The organism is Psychrobacter sp. PAMC 21119, assembly GCF_000247495.1.
Lineage (GTDB): Bacteria > Pseudomonadota > Gammaproteobacteria > Pseudomonadales > Moraxellaceae > Psychrobacter > Psychrobacter glaciei.
In genome coordinates, this window is the sequence record NZ_AHVZ01000021.1 from 1 (window position 1) to 22,853 (window position 22,853).

The 22,853-nt window shown below is 42.1% G+C and carries 17 protein-coding genes; 10 read left to right on the forward strand and 7 right to left on the reverse strand.

Translation table 11 applies throughout. The features are described 5' to 3' along the window. Window positions 1–191 precede the first annotated feature (191 nt). Together RH96_RS08400 and RH96_RS08405 are read right to left on the reverse strand one after the other, a co-directional pair. Complete coding sequence (locus RH96_RS08400; RefSeq protein ID WP_010196130.1) at window positions 192–497, reverse strand: hypothetical protein; 306 nt, start codon at window positions 495–497, stop codon at window positions 192–194. A gap of 98 nt (window positions 498–595) precedes the next feature. Further along, window positions 596–1,150: a hypothetical protein gene (locus tag RH96_RS08405; RefSeq protein WP_010196135.1), complete on the reverse strand. Its 555-nt coding sequence runs from the start codon at window positions 1,148–1,150 to the stop codon at window positions 596–598. Between the two features lie 394 nt (window positions 1,151–1,544). On the opposite strand from RH96_RS08405, the gene dnaQ reads away from it, so the two are divergent. The 8 genes from dnaQ to RH96_RS08445 all read left to right on the forward strand — a co-directional run bounded on the left by dnaQ (window position 1,545) and on the right by RH96_RS08445 (window position 10,284). Then, window positions 1,545–3,146 (forward strand): DNA polymerase III subunit epsilon, encoded by a 1,602-nt coding sequence (gene dnaQ / locus RH96_RS08410; RefSeq protein WP_010196136.1) that lies wholly within the window; start codon window positions 1,545–1,547, stop codon window positions 3,144–3,146. A 148-nt stretch (window positions 3,147–3,294) separates the two neighbouring features. Beyond that, entirely contained in the window at window positions 3,295–4,977 is a 1,683-nt protein-coding gene (locus tag RH96_RS08415) for a hypothetical protein (RefSeq protein ID WP_010196139.1), read from the forward strand. Between the two features lie 106 nt (window positions 4,978–5,083). Continuing rightward, window positions 5,084–6,079 (forward strand): NAD(+) diphosphatase, encoded by a 996-nt coding sequence (nudC, locus tag RH96_RS08420; protein ID WP_010196142.1) that lies wholly within the window; start codon window positions 5,084–5,086, stop codon window positions 6,077–6,079. 99 nt (window positions 6,080–6,178) lie between these two features. Further along, the gene (locus tag RH96_RS08425; protein ID WP_010196144.1) at window positions 6,179–7,012 is read left to right on the forward strand and encodes an RnfABCDGE type electron transport complex subunit B; all 834 of its coding nucleotides are present in this window, start codon (window positions 6,179–6,181) and stop codon (window positions 7,010–7,012) included. An 84-nt stretch (window positions 7,013–7,096) separates the two neighbouring features. Continuing rightward, window positions 7,097–7,792 carry an endonuclease III gene (gene nth, locus RH96_RS08430; protein ID WP_010196146.1) on the forward strand — a complete coding sequence of 232 codons (696 nt, stop codon included), beginning with the start codon at window positions 7,097–7,099 and terminating at the stop codon, window positions 7,790–7,792. Window positions 7,793–7,882: 90 nt separating this feature from the next. Further along, the gene (locus tag RH96_RS08435) at window positions 7,883–8,479 is read left to right on the forward strand and encodes a DJ-1/PfpI family protein (RefSeq protein WP_010196150.1); all 597 of its coding nucleotides are present in this window, start codon (window positions 7,883–7,885) and stop codon (window positions 8,477–8,479) included. A gap of 167 nt (window positions 8,480–8,646) precedes the next feature. Further along, the gene (gene metK, locus RH96_RS08440; RefSeq protein WP_010196152.1) at window positions 8,647–9,813 is read left to right on the forward strand and encodes a methionine adenosyltransferase; all 1,167 of its coding nucleotides are present in this window, start codon (window positions 8,647–8,649) and stop codon (window positions 9,811–9,813) included. An 84-nt stretch (window positions 9,814–9,897) separates the two neighbouring features. Continuing rightward, the gene (locus RH96_RS08445; RefSeq protein ID WP_010196153.1) at window positions 9,898–10,284 is read left to right on the forward strand and encodes a DUF3144 domain-containing protein; all 387 of its coding nucleotides are present in this window, start codon (window positions 9,898–9,900) and stop codon (window positions 10,282–10,284) included. Window positions 10,285–10,780: 496 nt separating this feature from the next. Here the strand turns inward: RH96_RS08445 and RH96_RS08450 are convergent, their stop codons facing one another. Next, complete coding sequence (locus tag RH96_RS08450) at window positions 10,781–11,119, reverse strand: RidA family protein (protein ID WP_026037053.1); 339 nt, start codon at window positions 11,117–11,119, stop codon at window positions 10,781–10,783. A 59-nt stretch (window positions 11,120–11,178) separates the two neighbouring features. Beyond that, window positions 11,179–12,426 carry an NAD(P)/FAD-dependent oxidoreductase gene (locus RH96_RS08455; protein WP_010196161.1) on the reverse strand — a complete coding sequence of 416 codons (1,248 nt, stop codon included), beginning with the start codon at window positions 12,424–12,426 and terminating at the stop codon, window positions 11,179–11,181. Window positions 12,427–12,912: 486 nt separating this feature from the next. Here RH96_RS08455 and RH96_RS08460 point away from each other — a divergent pair, with 486 nt between their 5' ends. Then, window positions 12,913–17,610, forward strand: a complete 4,698-nt coding sequence (locus RH96_RS08460; RefSeq protein WP_010196164.1) for an AAA domain-containing protein — start codon at window positions 12,913–12,915, stop codon at window positions 17,608–17,610. A 113-nt stretch (window positions 17,611–17,723) separates the two neighbouring features. On the opposite strand, the gene thrH is transcribed toward RH96_RS08460, so the two are convergent. Together thrH and RH96_RS08470 are read right to left on the reverse strand one after the other, a co-directional pair. Then, on the reverse strand, window positions 17,724–18,395 hold the full coding sequence (thrH, locus tag RH96_RS08465) for a bifunctional phosphoserine phosphatase/homoserine phosphotransferase ThrH (protein WP_010196166.1): 672 nt from the start codon (window positions 18,393–18,395) through the stop codon (window positions 17,724–17,726). Between the two features lie 11 nt (window positions 18,396–18,406). After that, window positions 18,407–19,015 (reverse strand): LysE family translocator, encoded by a 609-nt coding sequence (locus RH96_RS08470; RefSeq protein WP_010196169.1) that lies wholly within the window; start codon window positions 19,013–19,015, stop codon window positions 18,407–18,409. 144 nt (window positions 19,016–19,159) lie between these two features. On the opposite strand from RH96_RS08470, the gene RH96_RS08475 reads away from it, so the two are divergent. Then, on the forward strand, window positions 19,160–20,044 hold the full coding sequence (locus RH96_RS08475; protein ID WP_010196172.1) for a LysR family transcriptional regulator: 885 nt from the start codon (window positions 19,160–19,162) through the stop codon (window positions 20,042–20,044). A 366-nt stretch (window positions 20,045–20,410) separates the two neighbouring features. Here RH96_RS08475 and RH96_RS08480 read toward each other — a convergent pair whose 3' ends face one another. Further along, a complete protein-coding gene (locus RH96_RS08480; protein ID WP_010196174.1) occupies window positions 20,411–22,597 on the reverse strand; it encodes an ATP-dependent helicase in 2,187 nt (728 codons plus the stop codon). Between the last annotated feature and the right edge of the window lie 256 nt (window positions 22,598–22,853).

A 22,853-nucleotide genomic window follows, 5' to 3' on the forward strand; every position in this document is an offset into this window, starting at 1 on the left:
ATTGTATCTAAATGGGCTAAAAATGGCTAAATTTTGTCAAACATCGTCAAATAGCTGATTAATATCACGATATTATTTGCGCTATTTTCCTCGTTTGACTGCAATTTATCTCATTTTTATGACCATTTTTAAAATGAGAACACGCCCTAGATTAACGACATTTTTATCTATTTTACTTTTTCAAAATTTTATCAATCCGGCACATCATAACGGGCTTTTTCGGGATTAAGACCGAATGAATACACAAAGGTCGCAACGAGGCTGTTTATAATGATGAACGGGAAATCGATAGCGGTATGTCCAAGCACGTAGCGACCGATGAGCCATGAGACAATCAGCATAACAATAAAGAACCCGCCCAAATACGCCAAGATAGCTGGATGCTTAAGATTGTAAGGCTGCTCAGGTTCAGGTTTTTTGTTTAATACATAGGTTCTTATCGCCCAACCAGCCGCATAAGAAAATCCACCCAACACCACATAACTAAAAAAATTCATATTACCTGACTCTAATGACTTAACTACTTATGAGAAAAGACTACTTATAAGAATAGACTGCTTATAACAAAAGATTGTTTATAATCGATGACCTATGCTTAGCTGCCTGTACCGACATTATCAATAATAATATTGGCATGCGGATTGGCTAAAATATCAGTATTAACGTCATCACACTCTACGCGATAGATAGTATTGGCACCGCGATAAATATACGACAAATACTCACTGTCCAGTAGCGGATCGATATTGGCATAGACAGGCTTCACATGAGCCAGTACCAGCACTCTATCGGGACGGCCAATGACAGCGTCAACATTATCAGGATCTATAGAGAAAAACGTGGGTATCTCGCTACTTTCGAGCACTTCTAACGGCTCGGCGTCATCCCAGACGCGCCCGCTACTTGCCGGCTCTTTCATTTGCATCATCCATGTGCCACCCTGCTGACTGACTTTTATTTGCGCAGGCTCATCATGACTGACCGTATAGCAGCCTTCAAAGACAGACAGATCTGCTGCCGCTTCAACTACGTCGGTATCGGCTTGGGTGCTAGTATCATTGCAAGCGCTCAACAGTAACGCGCTACTCGCAGTGATACTGACCATCAACAGCGTCAATCTTTTATAAAAAACGTTTGAGCGTAAGGACATAATAGGGTTATCCTGCATTCGTGCATTAAAACTTTTAGGAAGATAAGAAGAAAGCTGTCGTTAATCAGTGCCGTTCGTGAGTTATGAGGAAAAAGTAGCCACTGAAACTGCCCTTTAAATGACTATTCACGCTACTTTAGGATGTTAGTAGTCTGATACTCATGCCGTCAGGGGCTCGTTTCCTTATAACAATTCTGCCTATTTTAACAGAAAACGGAAGGCGTACTATTATGATATGTGGTTTTGCGATTTTGTGCATTACGATTGCCCATATCAACGATAGATTTGTTATACTCAAACGCATTTGAATGATGCGCCACCACTGTTTTGATGGCGCTCGAAAAACCGCTTAATTCTATTCTACGTTAATCACTTATTAGGTCATACATTTTTTATGTCAGACAATCGCACTTCTACGCCACATAGCCATAAAGACCACGCGATTGATCCGTTGGCCGCCAAAACAAATACCACGGTGGCCTACACTGATGGCGCCTGTAAAGGCAATCCGGGTGCTGGTGGTTGGGGCGCACACTTGATATTTAGTGATGGGCACACGCAGGATTTATATGGCGGCACGAAAGAAACCACCAATAATCGCATGGAGTTAATGGGTGCGATACAAGCATTGACCCATAGCCCGCATGAGCACAATCTCGAGATTTGGACAGACTCCAGCTATGTCAAAAAAGGCATTACTGAATGGATTGAAGGCTGGAAAAAACGAGGCTGGAAAACAGCCAGTAAAAAACCCGTTGCCAATCAAGACCTTTGGCAACAATTAGACGCGTTATGCCAACAGCGCGACGTTGACTGGCATTGGGTGAAGGGTCACGCTGGACATGCAGGTAATGAAAAAGCGGACGAGCTGGCAAACTTAGGCGTGACGTCCAGCAGTGAAGGTTTATCGACAAGAGATGCGCAAGAAATGGCTAAAAAAAAAGAGCCAATAATGCCTAATGAATCGCAAAACACCTCTAATCAAAGCGCCTCTAATAATGATGACTGGCTAAAATATGATCCGTTAGGTCTTGATATGGATGACGAGCTTGACGAAGAAGTGCTCGATTATGAGGCCCTCGATGATGAAGCATTCGACAACCCTCTATTAGACGAACAAAGCCATGACAATGCTAGCAAACCAATGAGTACCACAGACATGCCAGAAGCCCAGACGATGACGACTGACACCATAATGAATAATGACAATCCAGATACGCCGACTGATGAGCCAAAATTTGACGGTGACACCAGCCGTGCCAATCCATATTTTAAGCCATTGCTACCCAAGCCAGTAAACCGTCACCAATCTGATCGTCAGCTGATTATGGATACCGAGACCACAGGACTTGATGCCCTAAAAGGCGATCGTATCGTCGAAGTCGGTATCGTTGAGATGGTTGGGCGTAAATTTACCGGTGAAAAGCTACACGTCTATATCAATCCGCAGCGCGGTATGGATGAGGAAGTTATTCGTATTCATGGTATCTCAGAAGCGTTTTTGGCTGATAAACCGACCTTTGATCAAGTTGCTCAGTCCTTGTACGACTTTATGGATGGTGCCGAAATCATCGCTCATAATGCCACCTTTGATATGAACTTCTTAAATATGGAGTTTGCTAAAGTTGGGATGAATGACTTTGCACAACGGGTAAAAGTCACTGACTCGCTAGTCATGGCCAAGCAACAATATCCAGGGCAAAAAAACACCCTAGATGCCCTCGTGCGCCGCTTAGATGTCGGTAAACAAGACCGTACATTCCATGGAGCATTATTGGACTCCGAGATTTTAGCCGAAGTCTATCTGGCGATGACTGGTGGACAAGTCACCCTCGCTATCGAAGAAGACTCTCAAGCAGACGGTGGACAGACAGCGCATGCTCACTTTGCCAATTTGGCCTCTTTATTACTAGCATCACCCACTGATGAGACGGCCAATCAGAGTTGGTATAGCGAGTTAGCCGAAGAATATTCTGAATTAAAAGCCAACATATAGCATGTGATTAAAATAACCTTTTATACTGACATTTGGATACTGTATAGTTTTGATTATCATCATGAGCGTTATCGGTTACTCATAAACGCCTGTTAAATCATCGTCTAAATGATCGCTATTTTCATCAGTACGTTATGGAAAAATAACTATGAACCAGTCTACACAAATGAAATTAACTGCCCCAACGCTTAGTGTTACTGACTTTAACCTGCCATCGCTACATCTGTTGCATGATGAAATTATCGTCACCCTTAAAGACACTGAGATTCATCTGAGCGAATTTAACGATGACAATAGTCAATCTCCTTTATTATTAGACTCTATTACTGTGCTAAAGCAGCTGTCTTGTATTTTTGAATTGATTTCTTTGGTTGGTGCAGAAGTGTTAAATACCGCCATCGTCAATGGCTTACAGCGCCTTTATAACAGTGGTGATAATAACGATACTGCGTTGATTATGGATCTGTCAGAAGCCATCATGACTCTGGATCGTTATGTGGAATTTGTGCTATTGACTGAGTCAGTAGAGCCAACTTTGCTATTACCTATCATTAATAAGCTTAATGCTCATGGACAGCTCGCGCCTATCGAAGCAGACTATTTTGCGACATTTGGTAGTAGCAGTGTCATTATTGCCAACCCTGAAAAAAACTTTCAGCCCTTGCACGAGCTTAACCTCGACAGTGAGCTGCTGACCTATGCCTATCGTAGTGGTCTTGGGATTGCACTGCTCAATCAAGATGGCGTAGTGAGCCAAGATGCTCAACAAAATCTAGATGCCATGAGTGCTGCATGTGCGTTGATAGCCGCTCATAGCAACAGTCTATTCTGGCAAGCCGCTACTGCTGCGGTCACTGATCTTGCGACCATTTTGCCACTTAACCTCAGCCAGAAGCATACGCTCATTTATCTAGAGCAGCAGTTCCAAAGCTATCTACCCATCATGGACACGCGTTTTGCTGATTTAGTCAGTTTTGCTTGTCAGCGCGATAACGAAGCAGCAAAACTGCTGCGTGAACAATATGCGTCCAATCAATTAGAAGGCCCACAGCGCGAGCAAATGAAGCGCTTTTTATTCGGTCCTAATCGTGCGCTAACGGATACGTTGAACGCTATTATTCAAACGCAAATCAATACGATTAAAGAAGATGTCGATAGCTATGCACGCGGTGATTCACTCAATCCTGCTGATATGCAAACAGCACAAATTATCGAGCAGTTGACGGTACTGGGTTCAGCATTACGCTTGTTGGGACTGTCAAATGCGGCGACCAGCCTGAATGCAGCAGCAGATGCAGTAAGCAAATGGCGCACACCCTCACCTGAAGATTTTGATTATCTACTATTGGCATTAATGCATGCTGAAAACGCTACTATCGCCATGGCTGAGATGCATACCCCAGGGGCGATCTACTTGCCACTCAATAACCCCCATATCTCGTTGCATCAGCTCAATACAGCTTATGATACTTTAATACAAGAAAGTCGTACTGCCATTGCTAGTGCCGAGCAAGCGATTAACGATTACTTATCTGAGCCTGAGCGCGATATGCTCAACATTCAAAACATACCTGAAATGCTACGTCAAGTAGCAGGCGCGGTACGCTTTTTACAACTGCTAACACCGGCCAGTATGCTGAGTCAATTGGCCAACTATATACAGCAACGTATCGAAAGTGGCAATCGCATCGATGACAGCACCTTAGCTTATATCGCTGACGTTATTATGGCTGTTGATCATCATTTAGATGGTTTTGAGCACAACCGTCCAGTGAGTAAACAAGCGCTTAATGTCGGTCAAAGAAGCTTAAGCCAATTACTTGCCGCTTAATGATTTTAGCGGTATCTGTGCTGACGAGTGATTTAAAACTTTTATTTTAAACAAGTTCGTATCTCATTTGCTACGTACTTGATTTAGACCGTTTGGAAACCTGCTTATGACTCGCGCTTTTGTATTTAGTGATGATACCTTACTCTGCCATCAAACGATCAATGGCTGGTGGCCATTGCACATCCAACTACCACCGTTCAATATCAGTAAAAATAACAGTGACAGTAACAGTGACAAAGAGCTACAGCCTACCTATCAGATAGGCAACGTAGCACTACTCGAAAGCCTAGCACCAAGTCACTGGCAGTCTGAGGCTAATGATAGTATCAATGATGGTACAGAGAGTTTGGTTGCGACTGAGTCTAATTCTAGAACTACCGAGGACGCTGCCACTTTCACTGCGCAAGCAGCCAATGCCATCACGTATGATTATGCAGTAGCGCATGATATCGCATTGCCTATTATTGCAGAGGGCAGCGGGAACGCTTTTGTGCCGTATCGACAGCTTATCACGCAGTTACCTGCCGCCTTATCAGCTCAGATTAGCCAAGCCATACAGCTGTTACGCTGGCAGACAGATACGCAGTTTTGTAGTCGCTGCGCATCCCCAGTCGTTCATGCCACAGCAGATGAGCGCGCCATGGTCTGTCCAGTATGCCGATTACGCCAATACCCCCGTGTCCAGCCTTGCGTCATCACGGCTATCACTCGACCGAACCCTCAAACCGGTGAAATGCAAATTCTGCTCGCCCATCATCACCGCTATGGAGAACAAAAGCGCCCCCTAATGTACGGCTTGATTGCAGGTTTTGTAGAAGTGGGTGAAAGTCTAGAGCATGCGGTAGTGCGAGAAGTAGCAGAAGAGGTGAATATTAGCCTATCAGATATTCGCTATGTCAGCAGTCAGCCATGGCCATTTCCTTCTAATTTAATGCTTGGCTTTCGCGCTTCTTATGCGGCTGGCGATATTGTAATACAAGAAGATGAGCTGTCACACGCCGATTTTTTTGACCTCTCTAATCTGCCCAAAATACCGTTTAAGGGCAGCATTGCCTACGAGCTGATCGCCCAGATTGCCCATGAACAAGGCATCGCACTATAGTAGATTGGTTATCTACTATAATACAAGCGCCTCACTTTAATGTCTCTATCCATGTTAATAACGCCAGTCTTGATGACCGATGTTAAGGTTTTTAATTAAATGCAAAGCAGTAGTAATATTCGTCTAATCAATCTACCCATACTGTTCGATACCTTGAATATCGAAACATTGCCTGCTGATATGCAAGCAAAAATTGCCCTTATTGATGCCTGTCTGCCGCAGACGCAGTGCGGTCTGTGTGAACATCCAGACGGTTGCCTGCCTTATGCTACCGCTATTGTAGTAGATAACGAGCCGTATAATAAATGTGTGCCGGGCGGTCAACCTGTTACCGATGCTATTGCGCAAATCGTGACTCTTGACAGTGATGAAACAACCTTCAAAGCCGCGCCATCTCAGTGGCCGATAGACGCCACATCGACGCGACCGACCGAGGTACGCGCCGTCATCCGTGAAGATGACTGTATCGGCTGTACTAAATGTATACCCGCCTGCCCCGTCGATGCTATCGTTGGTACTGGCAAGCACATGCACACTATCTTTACGGACTTGTGCACGGGCTGTGAGCTTTGTATCGCACCTTGCCCAGTTGATTGCATTGATTTGGTCACGATTGAGCGCGAGCTGTCTATCTCTGAGCGCGAGGCAGAACAAGAAGACTTAAGGCAGCGCTATCATACTCATCTTAGACGCGTCACCGAGCAGCTTGCTGATAGCAGCAATAGTAGACCGGTGGTCAGCATGGTAGAAGCAAAGCTGAATAATGCCGCCAGTCAATCGCTGAATATCAGCGAAGCACAAGCAAAAAACACCATTGCAGCAGCCAAGCTACGCAGTAAAATCAAAAAGCTAGAAAAACAATTAAGTGCTCGTCCAAATGAGAGCAAACAAACGGATCTTGACGCATTGCAAGCCGAACTTGCGCAGCTATGACCATTTTATAAATACGTGCGTTATATAGTGGCTTCACGTTAAAAATGTTCAACAGACCCTAGACTAATTAATGGTAAAAATACCATGAGTAAAACCGTCAAGCACAAAACTGCCGATACCCCACCATCGCGGCGCATGCCCAATCGTGACGTCCGTCCATTCTTTGAAAAGTTGGCAGCGACGATTGATGAGCCAGTGACGGAATTACATTATAAAAGTAATTTTGAGCTATTGATTGCAGTCATCTTATCTGCGCAAGCGACGGATGTGAGTGTCAATATTGCCACCCAGAAATTATATCCAGTGGCGAATACCCCTGAAGCAATCTTGGCATTGGGTGAAGAGGGTTTAAAGTCCTATATAAAAAATATTGGCTTATATAATGCCAAAGCTAAAAACGTCATTAAAACCTGCCAAGATTTGATTGAGAAGTTTGATAGTACCGTCCCTGATAATCGTAAGGACTTAGAATCGCTCGCTGGCGTTGGACGCAAAACCGCCAATGTGGTCTTAAATACTGCTTTTGGGCAGCCAACTATGGCAGTCGATACGCATATCTTTCGCGTGGGCAATCGTACTGGCCTTGCCACGGGCAAAAACGTGTTAATCGTTGAAAAAAAGCTGGTCGAACGTATCCCAGACGACTTTATCGTAGATGCGCATCATTATCTGATTTTGCATGGCCGCTATACCTGCCAAGCTCGTACACCCAAATGCGGTGCTTGTCCTGTCTATGACGAATGTATGTTTAAGGACAAAGCCAAGTTTTTGGAATTGTAGTTTTAAGGATTATAGTTTTAAGGACTGTAGCTTTCAGAATTACAGCTTTCAGAATTACAAGCACTCTTTATTTAGAATTGAGGAAGCCCAATGCATACGCTAACCGCCCTACTATTTGACGATTTTGAGACCTTGGATCTGTTTGGACCTATCGAGATGTTTGGCTGCTTGCCTGAGCATTATCGTCTGCAATTTGCCTCGCTGAGTGGTGGTATCATTCACAGTAAACATGGCGTTGCGATGCAAACGGTCGCTGTCACAGAATTGGCGTATCAGACTGATATTGTATTGATGGTTGGCGGAATGGGTACTCGCCAGCAGATCAATCATAGACCGTTTTTGCAGGCGCTTACCACACTGGTTGAACACGCTGATTGGGCGCTTAGCGTTTGTACGGGTAGTGCATTATTGGCTAAAGCTGGTGTTTTGGATGGTAAGCGTGCAACGTCTAATAAGCTCTCATGGCAATGGGTAATAACGCAGTCTGATAAAGTTGATTGGGTAGAGCAAGCGCGCTGGGTCATCGATGGCAAGTTTTATACTTCTTCAGGGGTTAGTGCTGGCATGGATATGGCGCTTGGCTTTATCGCTGACAGACATGACATAGAGACGGCTCGTCAGATCGCTAACTATACTGAATATCGCTGGCAAGAAAATAGCGATATTGATGACTTTTACCATGGTTAATCCAATCCATGCCCAGTTACTTCATAATACTATCCATCGCTAGAGTTTTAACTCGATTCACGGTAAAATGTCATAATTTTTTGATTCAATTTTGCCTTATTTTTCCGTTAACATTTAATCCTGACTGAGTTTATAGATTACAGTCCTTGCCATTAAGCGATCCAACTATGCGTGAATACAACTTATTTACCTCAGAATCTGTGAGCGAAGGCCATCCTGATAAAATGGCTGACCAAATCTCAGATGCTATTCTTGATGCCATCTTACGTGAAGATCTCCATGCCCGCGTTGCCTGCGAAACCTTGGTTAAAACAGGTGCCGTGATATTGGCTGGTGAAGTGACCACAACGGCAAATATCGACGTCGAACGTATCGTGCGTGATACTGTCAACGGTATCGGTTATCATCATTCTGACTTGGGTTTTGATGGCGAGACGTGTGCGGTTATTAACATGCTGGGTAAGCAATCTCCAGAAATTGCCCAAGGTGTCGATCGTAGCGATCCTGAAGAGCAAGGTGCAGGCGATCAAGGCTTGATGTTTGGCTACGCCAGCAACGAGACTGAAGTATTGATGCCAGCCGCTATTGAATATGCTCATCGCTTGATGGAGCGTCAGTCTGAGCTACGCCGCGCTGGCGATCTGCCATGGTTGCGTCCCGATGCCAAGGCGCAAGTTACCCTAAAATATGATGGCACTCGTCCCGTTGCTATCGATGCTGTCGTCCTATCGACCCAGCATGATCCCAGTATCTCGCAAGCAGATTTGCAAGAAGCGATTATGGAATCTATCATCAAGCAAGTATTGCCAGCAGACCTACTGCATGCTGGCACACGCTACCACATCAATCCCACGGGCAAATTTGTCATTGGTGGGCCGGTTGGTGACGCTGGATTGACGGGTCGTAAAATCATCGTTGATACTTATGGCGGCATGGCACGTCATGGCGGCGGTGCCTTTAGTGGCAAAGACCCTTCAAAAGTAGATCGCAGCGCTGCTTATGCTGTGCGTTATGTTGCCAAAAACATCGTCGCTGCTGGGCTGGCTGACCGCTGTGAAGTGCAAGTGAGCTATGCCATTGGGGTCGCTGAACCGACATCTATCTCGGTCAACACCTTTGGTACCAGCAACATCAGCCATGACGAGATCATTCGCCTGATTCGTACCCATTTTGATCTGCGCCCTTATGGCATTACCCGTATGCTGAACTTATTGCAACCTATGTATCAGCAGACTGCGACGTTTGGGCATTTTGGTCGTCCTGGCTCTGAAACTGCCTTTACGTGGGAAAAAACGGACAAAGCTGAAATCTTAAAAGCAGACGCAGGCTTGTAAAAATACCACGTTATGTCCCTTAGTCTCTTACAAACAGACCGTCTCTATAAATCCAAAATTACCGATACTTATTAGGAATCGCTTATGTCTCAAGACAATATTCAAGACAGCAACACTCAAGACAGCAACATTCAAGACAACAATGTTGATGCTAGCGTTGAAATCACCCCTGAAATGCAGGCGTTTTATCAACGTGCCGATGCCATCATTGGTATCGCCAACAGTCAGTTGGGTTCTGATGCTCATTCAGGTCAAGTAGGCGCGTCTTTGTTGTATGCTGCCGCACGTTATAGCGCGTCAGTTGCTTCTATTGGCTTTGTAAAGGGTGATGATTTTGCCAAAGAAAAAGACGATATCGTTGAGTTCTACGTCAAACAGTATCGCCAAATGCTAAGCGACAACTTAACCGATTATGCACAAAACTTTGATAAATACGTACAATTGAACCAAGATGATAAAGTCGCTAAATAAGTCTTTTTAAACACTTAAAGCATAGCAATTATGCTTTATGGCAGGCTTAAAGATCATTAGACATTAAACCCAAGCCTAATTGTAGGCTTGGGTTTTTTATTAACCCTGAATAGTTAAGCATGCAGTCCATTCAATTTAAAAGAAATACAAGGCGACCGAGTGTAGATGTAATTACTTCAAGCGAGGTTAATACTATCACTCTTTTATATAGTCAAAATACCCCAAAAACGCTGCGATACTGCTGATATTAATTTTTTGTAGCTTCTGCCTGCACAGGCACAGCAAGCAAGCAAGCAAGCAAGCAAAAAAATTGATATCAGCATTGCGTGATGTATCGATATTACTTTTCACTGACTATAGTGGATTGACTATAGTCTTGGATGCTGGTTATCGACCATAGCATTAAAGCCTGTGCATATATTGAGCACAACATAAAAAAGGACATGATATCGCTATCATGTCCTTTTCGTTTAATACAAATATTACGTTCAGTCTACTACTCAGCAGCGATAGCGATCATCTCAACTAATAGCTCAGGACGTGCTAGTGCTGACTCGCCACAAGCACGGGCTGGAGGCTGAATGCCTTCAAACCATTTATCATAGACTTCATTCATAGCAGCAAAATCTGCCATGTCTTTGATCCAAACCGTCACTGATAGTAATTTTGATTTATCGCTACCGACTTCTTCTAGCAGCGTTTGGATCTTTTCTAAACACGTCAAAGTTTGTGCTTTGATATCGTCTTCTGTATTGCCCACTTGACCACATAAATATACGGTCTGGTTGTGGACGACAATTCTGCTCATGCGTTGAGTGCTGTGTAGTTTTTTGATCATTTTATATCCCTTCAAATTATTGATTTAAGTCTGTGCTAAATCTATCAAATGCACTTTTATTTCGAAAAACGCTGGGCGCTAAATGGCGCAACATCTACCAATAATGGCTTGTCATGAATCATCTCTTCAACGAGACGCCCTGTCATAGGCCCTAAAGTAAAACCTTGATGACTGTGACCAAACGCAAACCATAATTTGTCATGCTTATCCGCAGGACCAATAACTGGCTTCATATCTGGCATACAAGGACGTGATCCTGCCCAAGCTTCAGATTCTACCGCGTCTTCTAATGGTAAGATTTTGCGAGCTAGCTTCAATACGGTTTTTAATTGGCCAAAATTCTTTGGCGCATCCATAGTGGTCATCTCAGCACCAGTCGTGATACGGATACCTTGCTGCATTGGACCCATCACAAAGCCTTTGTCCATATCGAACATGCTGTGATTGATGGTGTTTTTTTCCGTCACTTTGAAATGCTGATGATAACCACGCATTGGGAACAATGGCAGATTATAACCAAGCGGTTTAATCAAGTCGTTCGACCAAGGACCCGCGGCGATGACCAATTTATCACTATAATACGTATCGTTATCAGTGATAACTTTCCAACCTTCGCCGTCTTGTACGATTTCTTTGACATCGCTTTCTTTGATCGTGCCGCCCATCTCTTGGAAATTTTTCGCATACGCTTTGACCAGCGAGCTTGGGTTCGATACTTGCCAAGAGTTTTTCCAATGAATCGCCCCAACGAAACCTTCAAAATTGGCGCTAGGTTCCATTGCTTTTAGCTCTTCAAGGTTTAGGACATTATGTTCAACACCTTGGTTGCGAGCATCAATGGCTGACGCTTGTGCTTCTTTAAACGTCTCTTCAGAACGATGCAACTGTAACCAGCCATCACGCGTGATAAGCTCGTCAGCACCAGATGCTGAAATCATTGTCTGATGCTCACTGGTACAATGCGCGATCAGCGTCTGCCACTCTGATTCGATTTGTTTGACAGTCGCAGGTACAGAATATTTCCAGTACTGTAATAGCGCTTGATGGTAACGCAGAATCGCTGGTATGCGATAGCGAATGTCAGTACCTTGGTTCGGTAATACTCTGATCATTTCAGTCAATTGACGAGGAAAAGGATGGGTATGAATGGCTTCACGCTGAATCAATCCAGCATTACCATACGAGGTCTCTGAACCTGGTAATTTCTTATCTAACATCAGTACTTGTGAACTATTTTTTTGTAGATGCCACGCAACTGAGGTGCCAACCATACCTGCACCGATAACGATCACTTCATAGCGCATAACCTATCCTTTTCTTAGGGTGTTAATACAGAGTATCAAATATGAGGGTCTAACAGAATTAGGTGGTAATAGTAACGCATTAGAACAAATTTTAAACCCTTATCTGACGGACTTTTTTGTTATCTAATACTTTTAGTTATATATTCGCTAGATAAGTATTTTTAAATGGAATAATGTGGCAATTAAGTGGTCATTGACGGGTTATACGAAAATATATCTAATGAATTAAGGCATCTTTAAAGTCATGAGTAGCAAGTTGCTTAGAAAGTTTAGTCAGTGGAAATTGCATCTATTATTAATCTATCATTACCACACCGGCTCGTCACTTTCCTTAATCAACTTTAATCAACTTTTTAACTATCTTTTTGGACAACTTTTCTATGAATACCTTCTAAGTAGTGACATTAATTTCTGTGCTATAGTTTGGTCTTTGTGTTTTCAGTGAAGTAATCGCTAATATTTTTGATGATTTGGAAGATTTAATAAATGAGTATTTACGCACAAAGATTGGCCTCTCAAATTGAATTCATTAAACAGTGTGCTTTGATGAAAAAAGCGCCTACTCAAGACTTTACGAAGCACAGTGACTTCACTTGTACAGAAGAGCAAGTATTAAATCTGCCTGGTATCAGCCTAAATATCATAGATGGTAGCTCTGAAGAGGTTTGGCTACGTCTAGAACGTTTACGTGAAAACTCAGCACCTAAACCTAGCAGCTCACTGTTAGCAAATTGGTTAATATTTCCAATAAAATGCGGCGATCAGCCTTTATTGCAAGAAAAAATCAATGTACAAAATTTAATAGACGATGGTGCTATCGCTCATGAAGAAGCATTCACACCATTTGAAGTCGAGGATAACCATCAGGATGAGACATTAGAGTTAGATGAACCATTACAGGCAAATATTTATTTAAGAGATTTTCCTGCAAGGGACGCTGTACGAGATGAATTCAATACGTACCTCAAAGATATTTGGCAACCTTGGCTAGCAAAAGAGAAACTCGTTCGCCAAAGTATTGCTCTGTATTCCAGCCTATTCATGCTGAATCAACAGCTTCAGGGCAATCTCGCTGATGCACAGCTAGAGCTAGTATGGGGTGTTGGTATTGCCCTACGAAAAAGCACTGACAATGAGCAAAGTAGCAAACAAATAAAGTATCCCCTATTGACACAATCTGTTGAAATCACCTTAGATCAGAAAACGATGGCGTTACTCATCAAGCCTACCCTATCTGTGCCTACGCTTGAAACTGAGCCTTTCTCCATGGATGAGAATCAAGGTTTAGCCAAGTTATTGAAAAACAGCAAAGCGTTTTATGATTCAGAGGATGTGTCATTAAGTCCTTTTTTACCAAGTAGCTATGAGCCTATCTTAAAATCAGCCGTTACTTTGCTTGACTCGTCTGGCGTTTATCAGCCAGACCATACTGGTGCAGATGATCGAAAAATACCTAAAGCGAAGAACAACCTAATCGTCACTGATACTTGGGTCATTATGGCGCGTCCTAGAAGCAATAATATATTTTTGCAAGATTTAGACAAGTTCGCTATTCAGCTTGAAAATAGCGATGACCTTCATTTACCAAGTGCGCTTATAGCAATGCTGACCGAGCCTGCTACAGAAAATAAAGAAATCATACTACCCGCTTATCGTGGTTTATCTATGGTCAGCGGCAGTGAAAATTATACAGACATGCCAGCTGAGCTATATTTCCCTAAAGCATTCAATGATGAACAAGTACAAATCATACAGCAGTTGGATGTTCACGATGGTGTGGTCGTTCAAGGCCCACCTGGTACAGGCAAAACCCATACTATTACCAATGTCATTTGTCATTACTTAGCACTTGGCAAGCGGGTACTGGTCACGTCGATGAAAGACCCAGCGCTAAAGGTACTACAAGGACAACTGCCTGAATCTATTCGCCCGCTCGCCGTTAGCCTGCTGACCAGTGAAAACGAAGGTCTAAAGCAGTTTGAACATACCATCAAAAAAATATCGAGCGAAGTATCTAGTATCAATCGCGAGGCCTACAAAAAAGACATCCTCATGTTTGATAATCAAATCGATACCATCCATGCACAGTTGGCCAGCACTGATCATAAAATTACGGCTTGGGCACGGTTAAACCTTGATGATATCACCATCGATAATGAAACTATTAAGCCCATAGATGCCGCGACTGAGGTTGCTCAAAACCGGCAGATTATCGAAAGTTTTCCCGATAAGTTGGGTATAGAAGAGAACTTTAAGCCTCGATTTACTCATGCTGATATCACAGCGCTAAAAGACGCAAGAGTAAACCTCGGCAATGACTTGAGTTATTTTAATAAAAAGATTCCTGCTATTGCAGACATACCGCCTACCAATGTTATAAAGCAACTTCATAAGGATTTAAGTTACCTCAATGAATCGCAAACAGCTGAGCAACAAGGAGAATTGCCAAGCTTAATCAATGACAGTGCTAGCACGCTAGATATTGCTCAGGAAACCACTGCTAATACATCTCGTTTAATTGATTTACTGCAAAAAATTGGAGCGGCTAGTCAGAATTGGACCACAGATATTCAGCAGCATTTAGCTAATGAGACTAAGCAAGATATTATCGGCCATCTCACTATACTAAACGATGAAATCAAAGCGCTTTTTGACGAGAGAACTATTTATTTAACCAAACCTATTACGATGACTGATGATTTTGATAAAAATCCAGAGCTCGTTGACGCGGTGAAAAATTTATCTGAAGGCAAAAAACCATTTGGTCTCGCTGGTATTTTTGGTAAGTCTGCTGAAAAGAAAAGCCTTGAGTCTATTACGATAGTCTCGTCAGCACCATCAAGTACAGAAGACTGGCAATATATATCCAGCTTTATAGCGTTTAGAAAAAAAGCTCAAGCGCTTATCCTTCGCTGGAATGCCTTATCAAATGAGCTGTCCTTACCAATATTTGAAGTGTCGTCTAATAATCTGGCTGCGTTACATTCAGCCGTTCATCTATATGATGAGATCATTGCTAGTAAAAACTTGCAGCACAGTATCAAGCAAGCGTTAAGCACTATATTCATAGATTGGGATGTTATTTCTGCAGCATCGTATGACACGGATATTTTGGCTGAGATTGAAAGTGTTCTTAAACAACATTTAAAGAGACATAATCTGGCTGAAAGTCTCACACTAAAAGAGACATTACTTAATAACCTCGCTGACGGTGAAGGCAATATTAGTGAAAAAATAATCGCCTTTTTCACTCAAAATATTGGTGACCCGCATTTATCTGATGAACAATTACAAACAGACTATCAAGAGCTGTTAAATGAGCTGCAACGCGTGAATAACCTTGCAACAGACTTACAGACAGTCGCTGACGTTACCCAACTCATTGAAGATAACGGTGCACCACTTTGGGCAAAAAAATTACGTTTTGAACTTCATAATAATTCTCAAGACACCTTGGCATCAGATAACTTGCAACCTGACGACTTACTGCCTGATAACTGGCAGCAGATTTGGCGAATTGGTAGACTGACAAGCTTTATCGACAGTATCGATGGTCGCAAGGAGTTAGTTCAACTGGCAAAAACTCGTGGCAATTTAGAAGTAAATCTGGCACGACTCTATCAAGAAGCCATCACCAAAAGAGCATGGCTAAAAGTTGCAGAAAATGCGACACCAAACGTTAGAGCGTCTTTAGAAAAATACCGCTCTGCCATTATGCGTATCGGTAAAGGAACAGGTAAAGGCGCGCATTATTATCGCCGAGAAGCGCGCGAAGCCTCTGCGGGAGCAAGTGCTGCTATCCCGTGTTGGATTATGCCGCATTATCGTATTTCTGAATCCTTGCCAGCAGAGTTTGGCAGTTTTGACTTGGTTATCATCGATGAAGCATCTCAATCTGATTTAACGGCGTTGCCAGCAATCATGAGAGCAAAGAAGGTTTTAATCGTTGGTGACGATAAGCAAGTGTCACCAGAAGGCGTTGGTCTCGATATCGAAAAAATTCGCAATTTGATGGCTCAATACTTGAGTAATCAAGTCCCTGTCTATCGCTCACAGATGTCACCTGATCGTTCAATATATGACTTATTCAAAGTCGTTTTTGCCGATAGCAGCGTCATGCTAAAAGAACATTTCCGTAGTGTGGCACCTATCATTGAATTCTCAAAACGTGAGTTTTACAACCATGAGCTGATACCTTTGCGTAAAGCCAAGCCTTCAGAGCGCTTAGACCCTCCATTGATTGATATTTATATCACCGATGGCTATCGGTTAAAAGGCTCTGATATTAACCCGTCAGAAGTCAGATTTATTGTCGATGAAATCAAGTTCATCGTTTCTGACCCAGTCTACAAAGGTAAAACCATCGGTGTTGTCTCATTGCTAGGTAATAAGCAAGCGCATAGCATTATGGAGATACTCAACAAAGAACTAGATGAGGCGGTAATGACTGCTTTCGATATTGCTTGCGGTGATGCCCGAACCTTTCAAGGTAAAGAGCGCGATATCATGTTTTTGTCATTGGTAGTAGTACCCGGAGCGGCTCATGCACAAACGAGAGACACTTTCGCCCAGCGTATGAATGTCGCTGCTTCAAGAGCGCGCGATAGAATGTATTTAGTACGTAGTATTGAGCTAGACGAGCTTAGCCAAGCTGACCATTATCGAGCAGAACTCATCAAACACTTTCAAGGACCATTCATGCAAGACGAAGAAGAAGTCTCTGATTTGCGTCAAAAATGTGAGTCTCCCTTTGAAACGGAAGTCTTTGATCTTCTGGTGGAGAGAGGCTATCGAGTGGTTCCACAGGTTAAAGCAGGTGCCTACCGAATCGATATGGTAGTCGAAGGTGAAAACGACAACAGCCTAGCCATTGAATGTGACGGTGATAGATATCATGGGCCTGACAAATGGGACAGCGATATGCAACGTCAGCGTATTTTGGAGCGTGCTGGCTGGAAATTCTGGCGCTGCTTTGCGTCCACATTTGTCACTCGTAAAAAAGAAGTTATCCAAGGTTTATTAGCAGAATTGGAACGTTTAGAGATTTATCCAATCACTATCGACACAGCATATAGCAGCCCGTATGTTGAATCTAGAGTCGTCACGACTGTTGATGCACCACAGATCGATATTGAAGCTAACATTGATGCCAATATAGATAGTGAAACGGAGACTGACGCTTAAATATATAAGAGTCGGTCAATACTATGGCGTGTCACCATTTAAACTGTAAGGCTTAAAATTAGATAAATTGCAGCCAAACAAGGAAAGTAGCTCAGATGATATCGAGATCTTGACTAGCTGTCTGACGCAGTTTGGCAAGATCTAGCCATTTTTAGGCTCTTTCGTTCAGATTGAGGACACACCTTAATAGAATCAATAATCTCCTGATAGCTATTTACGATATTAAACATAGGTAAGGCTTTCTCTACAACTTCTTTTGAAGGTGAGAATAAGTATCCATGAGTGGCTGCGCTTAGCATCGTAAAATCATTAAACGCGTCGCCAATCGCTATACTATTTCCCAATGATAAAGGATATTTTTCTATAATCTCATGTTTACCATGTTGGCGACTGTATAGTGCTTTATTAACATAGCCTGCACTATCAATCTGCAAACGATGACAATATACGGTATCCATTGGAACTTCGAGCTGCTGCAAGAATCCTTCAAGTAATTCATGAAAGCAGTCTGACACGATTTTAATCTCAAAACCTTTCATCTTTAATGCTTGTAGAAACTCTTTTGCTCCTTCAATTGGATTAAGTTGCCCGATAATACTTTGTATTTTTGGTAGCGTGATCTGATATTTTTCTAGAACAGCTATGCGATATAGCATCAGTTTTTCATAATCCTCTACTTCCCTTGTTGTGATGCTAAGCTCAGATATATCTAGGCGTATAGCCAAAAATTTCCATATTTCTGGGACTAAGACACCTTCCATATCGATAAAGGCTATTTTATTCATTTTGACTATCCTTAGTTTAAGTTTGTAAAGAGCAAGAACATACCTAATAAGGCTAATATGAAACCAATCACTCGATTGATTGCTACTTGTCTATTCAACATTTTTTCTCTTAAAGTACGCTGAGAGAACAATAAAGCCACTAGAGCAAACCATATGAAATGAGCTACCGACATGAACAGTCCGTAACCGATTAAAATGGATTTTGGGGTGATAGCGCTAACAATTTGTGTATAAGTGCTAATAACAAACAATGTAGTCTTAGGATTCAGGGCGTTCGTAAAGAAACCATATCGTAACGCTTGTGCAGAACTGATGCAGGTAGAAGAACCCACGTCCTTTACAGGTTTTTGTATAAATGTTTTATACCCAATATAAATGAGATAAAACGCACCAAGATATTTTATGATAGTCAAAAAATTGGGCGCAAACTCCATTACAATGGCAACGGCCAATAAGGTATAGGCGACATGTACTAATACTCCTAACGCTATACCAATAGAAGTTAATACACCAATAGAGCGCCCATATAAGTAGCTATTTTTGGTCACAATAGCAAAATCAGCGCCTGGACTGATGACAGCAAGAATAGTAATCATAATAACGGCTAAAAATTCTGTCATTTGTCTATCTCTATGCTTCTATTAGCTATATTTCCTGTATTTTTCACACTTACCTCGTGTAGTTATTCAATTCAGTTGTATCTTCCTATATTTATTAGTAAACTAAAATTGATTTATTTACATGAGTATTTATGAGTTTTTGGCATGATAGAAAAGATATCATTAAATTCGCTGAAGTTTTTTTATTACGTTGCACAGCATGGTAGCGTGACGTTAGCATCTCAAAAATTGTTTGTGACACAGAGCGCAGTGAGCAAACAGATTAAAAATCTAGAAGATGCTTTAGGTCTTATTTTATTTGATAGAGTGAACAAGAAGCTTGTACTTACCCCAAATGGCAGCTTACTTTTCGCCTGCTGCCAGCAAGTTTTTGCAAAATTAGACGATTGCCTTGTCGATTTAAAAAATCAGCAATATGAAAAGAAACAATTGGTACTATCCTGCGAACCTACAATTTCTATGAAATGGTTGATACCGCGTTTAGCTGAATTTAACTCACTAAACTATGGCTTTGAAATTGTGTTACTGACGGGCGGTGGAATCGTAGACTTTCAAGGGAAATCTATCGATATTGCTTTGCGCAGAAACGATTTTGAATGGGACAAGAATATATTTCATGAGAAAATTATTGAAGAATACATAGTTGCTGTTCGCAACACTAGAACCGAACAGACAAATACGCTTTTACTTACTTCTTCTCGACCAAATTTATGGCAACACATAAACAAGTCTAAGTTAGTGAGTAGTGACATTTTATCGTACGAACACATGGTGTTAGAACATTTCTATTTGTGTATTGAGGGATGTTTAGCTGGTTTAGGAACAGCTATTGTTTCAATATTTATGGTGGAAAAAGAAATCTCACATGAATTTTTAGCATTGGTACATCCTCCCGTAGCGGACAGTTCTTCATATAATTTATTATCCTATTACCCTTTTTACGAAGATGAAAGAAAGGTGATATTCAAAAACTGGCTGAAAACAGAGATGCTGATTAGCAAGGTACAGTTTATGGGAAATTTGAAGTAGATCTGGAGCTTACTTAAATTCTATGTATTTGCTTATACTTCAATAACAAGCAATGGATAACCAATATTATATCAATGAACTGCTGAGAAAATTTCCAGTAATATGAATCGCTTTGAGGACATCAACTGCTCCCAAAAGCAGCTCATGCTGTCATTTATTAAAACCACCTTTTAGGCTGAGACAAAAGCTCATCTATACGATAAGTATCAAAAGAGCATGACTAAAAGTCGCCGAAAATGTAACGCCAAACGTTAGAGCATATTTAGAGAAATATCGCTCTGCCATTATGCGTATCAGTAAGGGAACAGGCAATGTATCAATGTGCTAATTGATGGCACGCCCTGTAGCGTTAATACACTTCAAACATCACCACCACACTGGATCATCACTCGCCAGCGTCTCTAACAGTTTTTTAGAGCTTTTAACCTCAACTTCATCGGCAGAGAGCTCCGCGATAAAGCGTGAGGGCTTATCGAAATACCCTGAATAACTGGCGAAGTAATCAGGTGCGGTTAGATACAATCTGGTCTTGGCTCGACTACAGGCGACATAAAATAATTTTCGCTCCTCTTCCAACTCTTCAAAGTCATCCAACGAGCGATGATGTGGCGTGATGCCATCGACCAATGAATTGACAAACACCACTGGCCACTCCAACCCTTTGGCACTATGAATAGTCGAGATAGTGACTTTGTCACTGCCATTTTCATCCGGCTGACTGGTTGTCGCTACCGAATCATTGGGCGGATCGAGTGCCAAATTTTCTAAGAAATCATCAAGGCTACTGTGCTCTGTTGCCAAATTTTTGAGCACCCGAAAATCCTCACTACGCTCACGCCAATTCTCTTCAATCATCTTTAGGATAGGAATGTAAAAATCAAGTACCAGCTCAATGATAGCCTCAACCGACTCCGCTTGTTGCGCTTTGGTCAAAGTCGTATGAAGCGATTCTAACTGCGGACTTTTTTTGCTAAATTTCGGTAGTAATAATGGCTCAAAGGAATTGTTATCAGCATTAATCGCTTGAGTCAAACGCGTCGCGGTAACTGTCCCAACGCCTTGGAACAAGGTCAAAATTCGATGCCAAGCGATGGTGTCATTAGGATTATAAAGAATTTTTATAAAGGCTAAGACATCCTTGATATGGCGGCGCTCAACGAACTTAATACCCCCTACCACGATAAATGGAATATGGCGCTCCATAAATTCTAACTGTACATAATTAGACTGAAAAGACGTGCGGCACAGTACTGCAAAATCGTTGTAATCGTAGTCTGTCTTGTGCTCGATAATCTTATCGGCTATATATTTGGCCTCTTTTGTTTCATCGCTTAAACGGCTAAAGGTTGGTTTGTTGCCCGTTATGCTCGCGTTTGAATAGAGCTGCTTTTGATACCCTAGCGTGATTTGCGCGGACAAAGCATTGATATAATTTAAAACAGCAGGCGTACTACGATAGTTTTGCTCAAGCTTAATGAGACTCGCCTCAGGATAGGTCTCACCGAAGAGCAAGATATTCTCGTAATTAGCACCGCGAAACGCATAAATACTTTGATTGTCATCACCGACCACCATCAGCGAGACCGAGACTGGTGCACAGATAAGATCAATCAGCTGCTTTTGCGGAATATTCGTATCTTGATATTCATCAACCATAATATAGCGGTAGTTTTCTTGTAGCAGCTGACGGAATTTGTCGTTAGACTTTAGATGACGCACCACTTGGCTGATAATATCGTCAAAATCATACAAATGATTGGCGCGTTTATACTCATGAAAGTCGACAGCCAATTGCTCAATGATAGGAATATGAATAGCAATATCAGGATAATTATCTTCGATCAAGTTACGAATAGGAATGCGCCGATTTCTAGAGGTTGAGAAAATATTCTGTAAGGTTTTCTTGCGTGGAAATGCTTGTTTCTTAGTTTGCGCTGGGTACTTCTTTTCTTTATAAATCAAGTCAATCGCGTCCTCAGCATCCCCCGTATCTAGAATCGTGAAGCGCGGATTGATACCCAGTAGCCCTGAATATTGACGCAGCAGCCTATTGCAAAACGAGTGAAAGGTGCCACTGGTGATATCATTTAGCGCTTTACTGGTCGGCAAAATATCCTCGGATAACTGCTCGTCAGATAGGGTGTTAGTGAGCAAGGTTTTCGCGCGACTCTTAATCTCATTGGCGGCTTTTCGAGTAAAGGTCAGTAGCAATATTTGCTTAGGAGGCACACCATTCTCTAATAGATAACTGGTGCGATACGTCAAGGTTTTGGTCTTACCAGAGCCAGCACCAGCGATGACCAATACCTTGCCATCGATAGTAGTGGCTGCTAACAATTGATCCGGATTGAGCTCACTAGCGTAGTCTACTTTTAAGCCTAAATCACTATTCAACCTTTGCTTCAGCAGCGCAACATTGGCAGCATCATCGGCGTCGATTAGATTTGCCTCTAGCTTTTTAATTGCTTTTTCAAGACGCGCAAGCTTGGGTTTAATCTCCATAAAGTTCTGCGGATAGTGATAGCGGTGCGTGTCAAAAATAGTGGATGTCATTATAGGATATTGCCTTTCATTTTATTTTAGCCGCCTTTATCTGTATAAAGCACCTAATACGTAGCAGTTCAGAGATTTAGCTAAGAGGTTTTGATGTTAATGATTTTTGCTGTTAATGATTAAGATTGTTAGTAAAGTTTAGCGAGTTATAGGTACTCACCTTTAATGCGCTTGTCAGCCAAATTATTATTTTATAGTACAGCTTACCATAATTGATAAAACAGCAAAATTGCCAGCGATGACTAGGACAGACTCG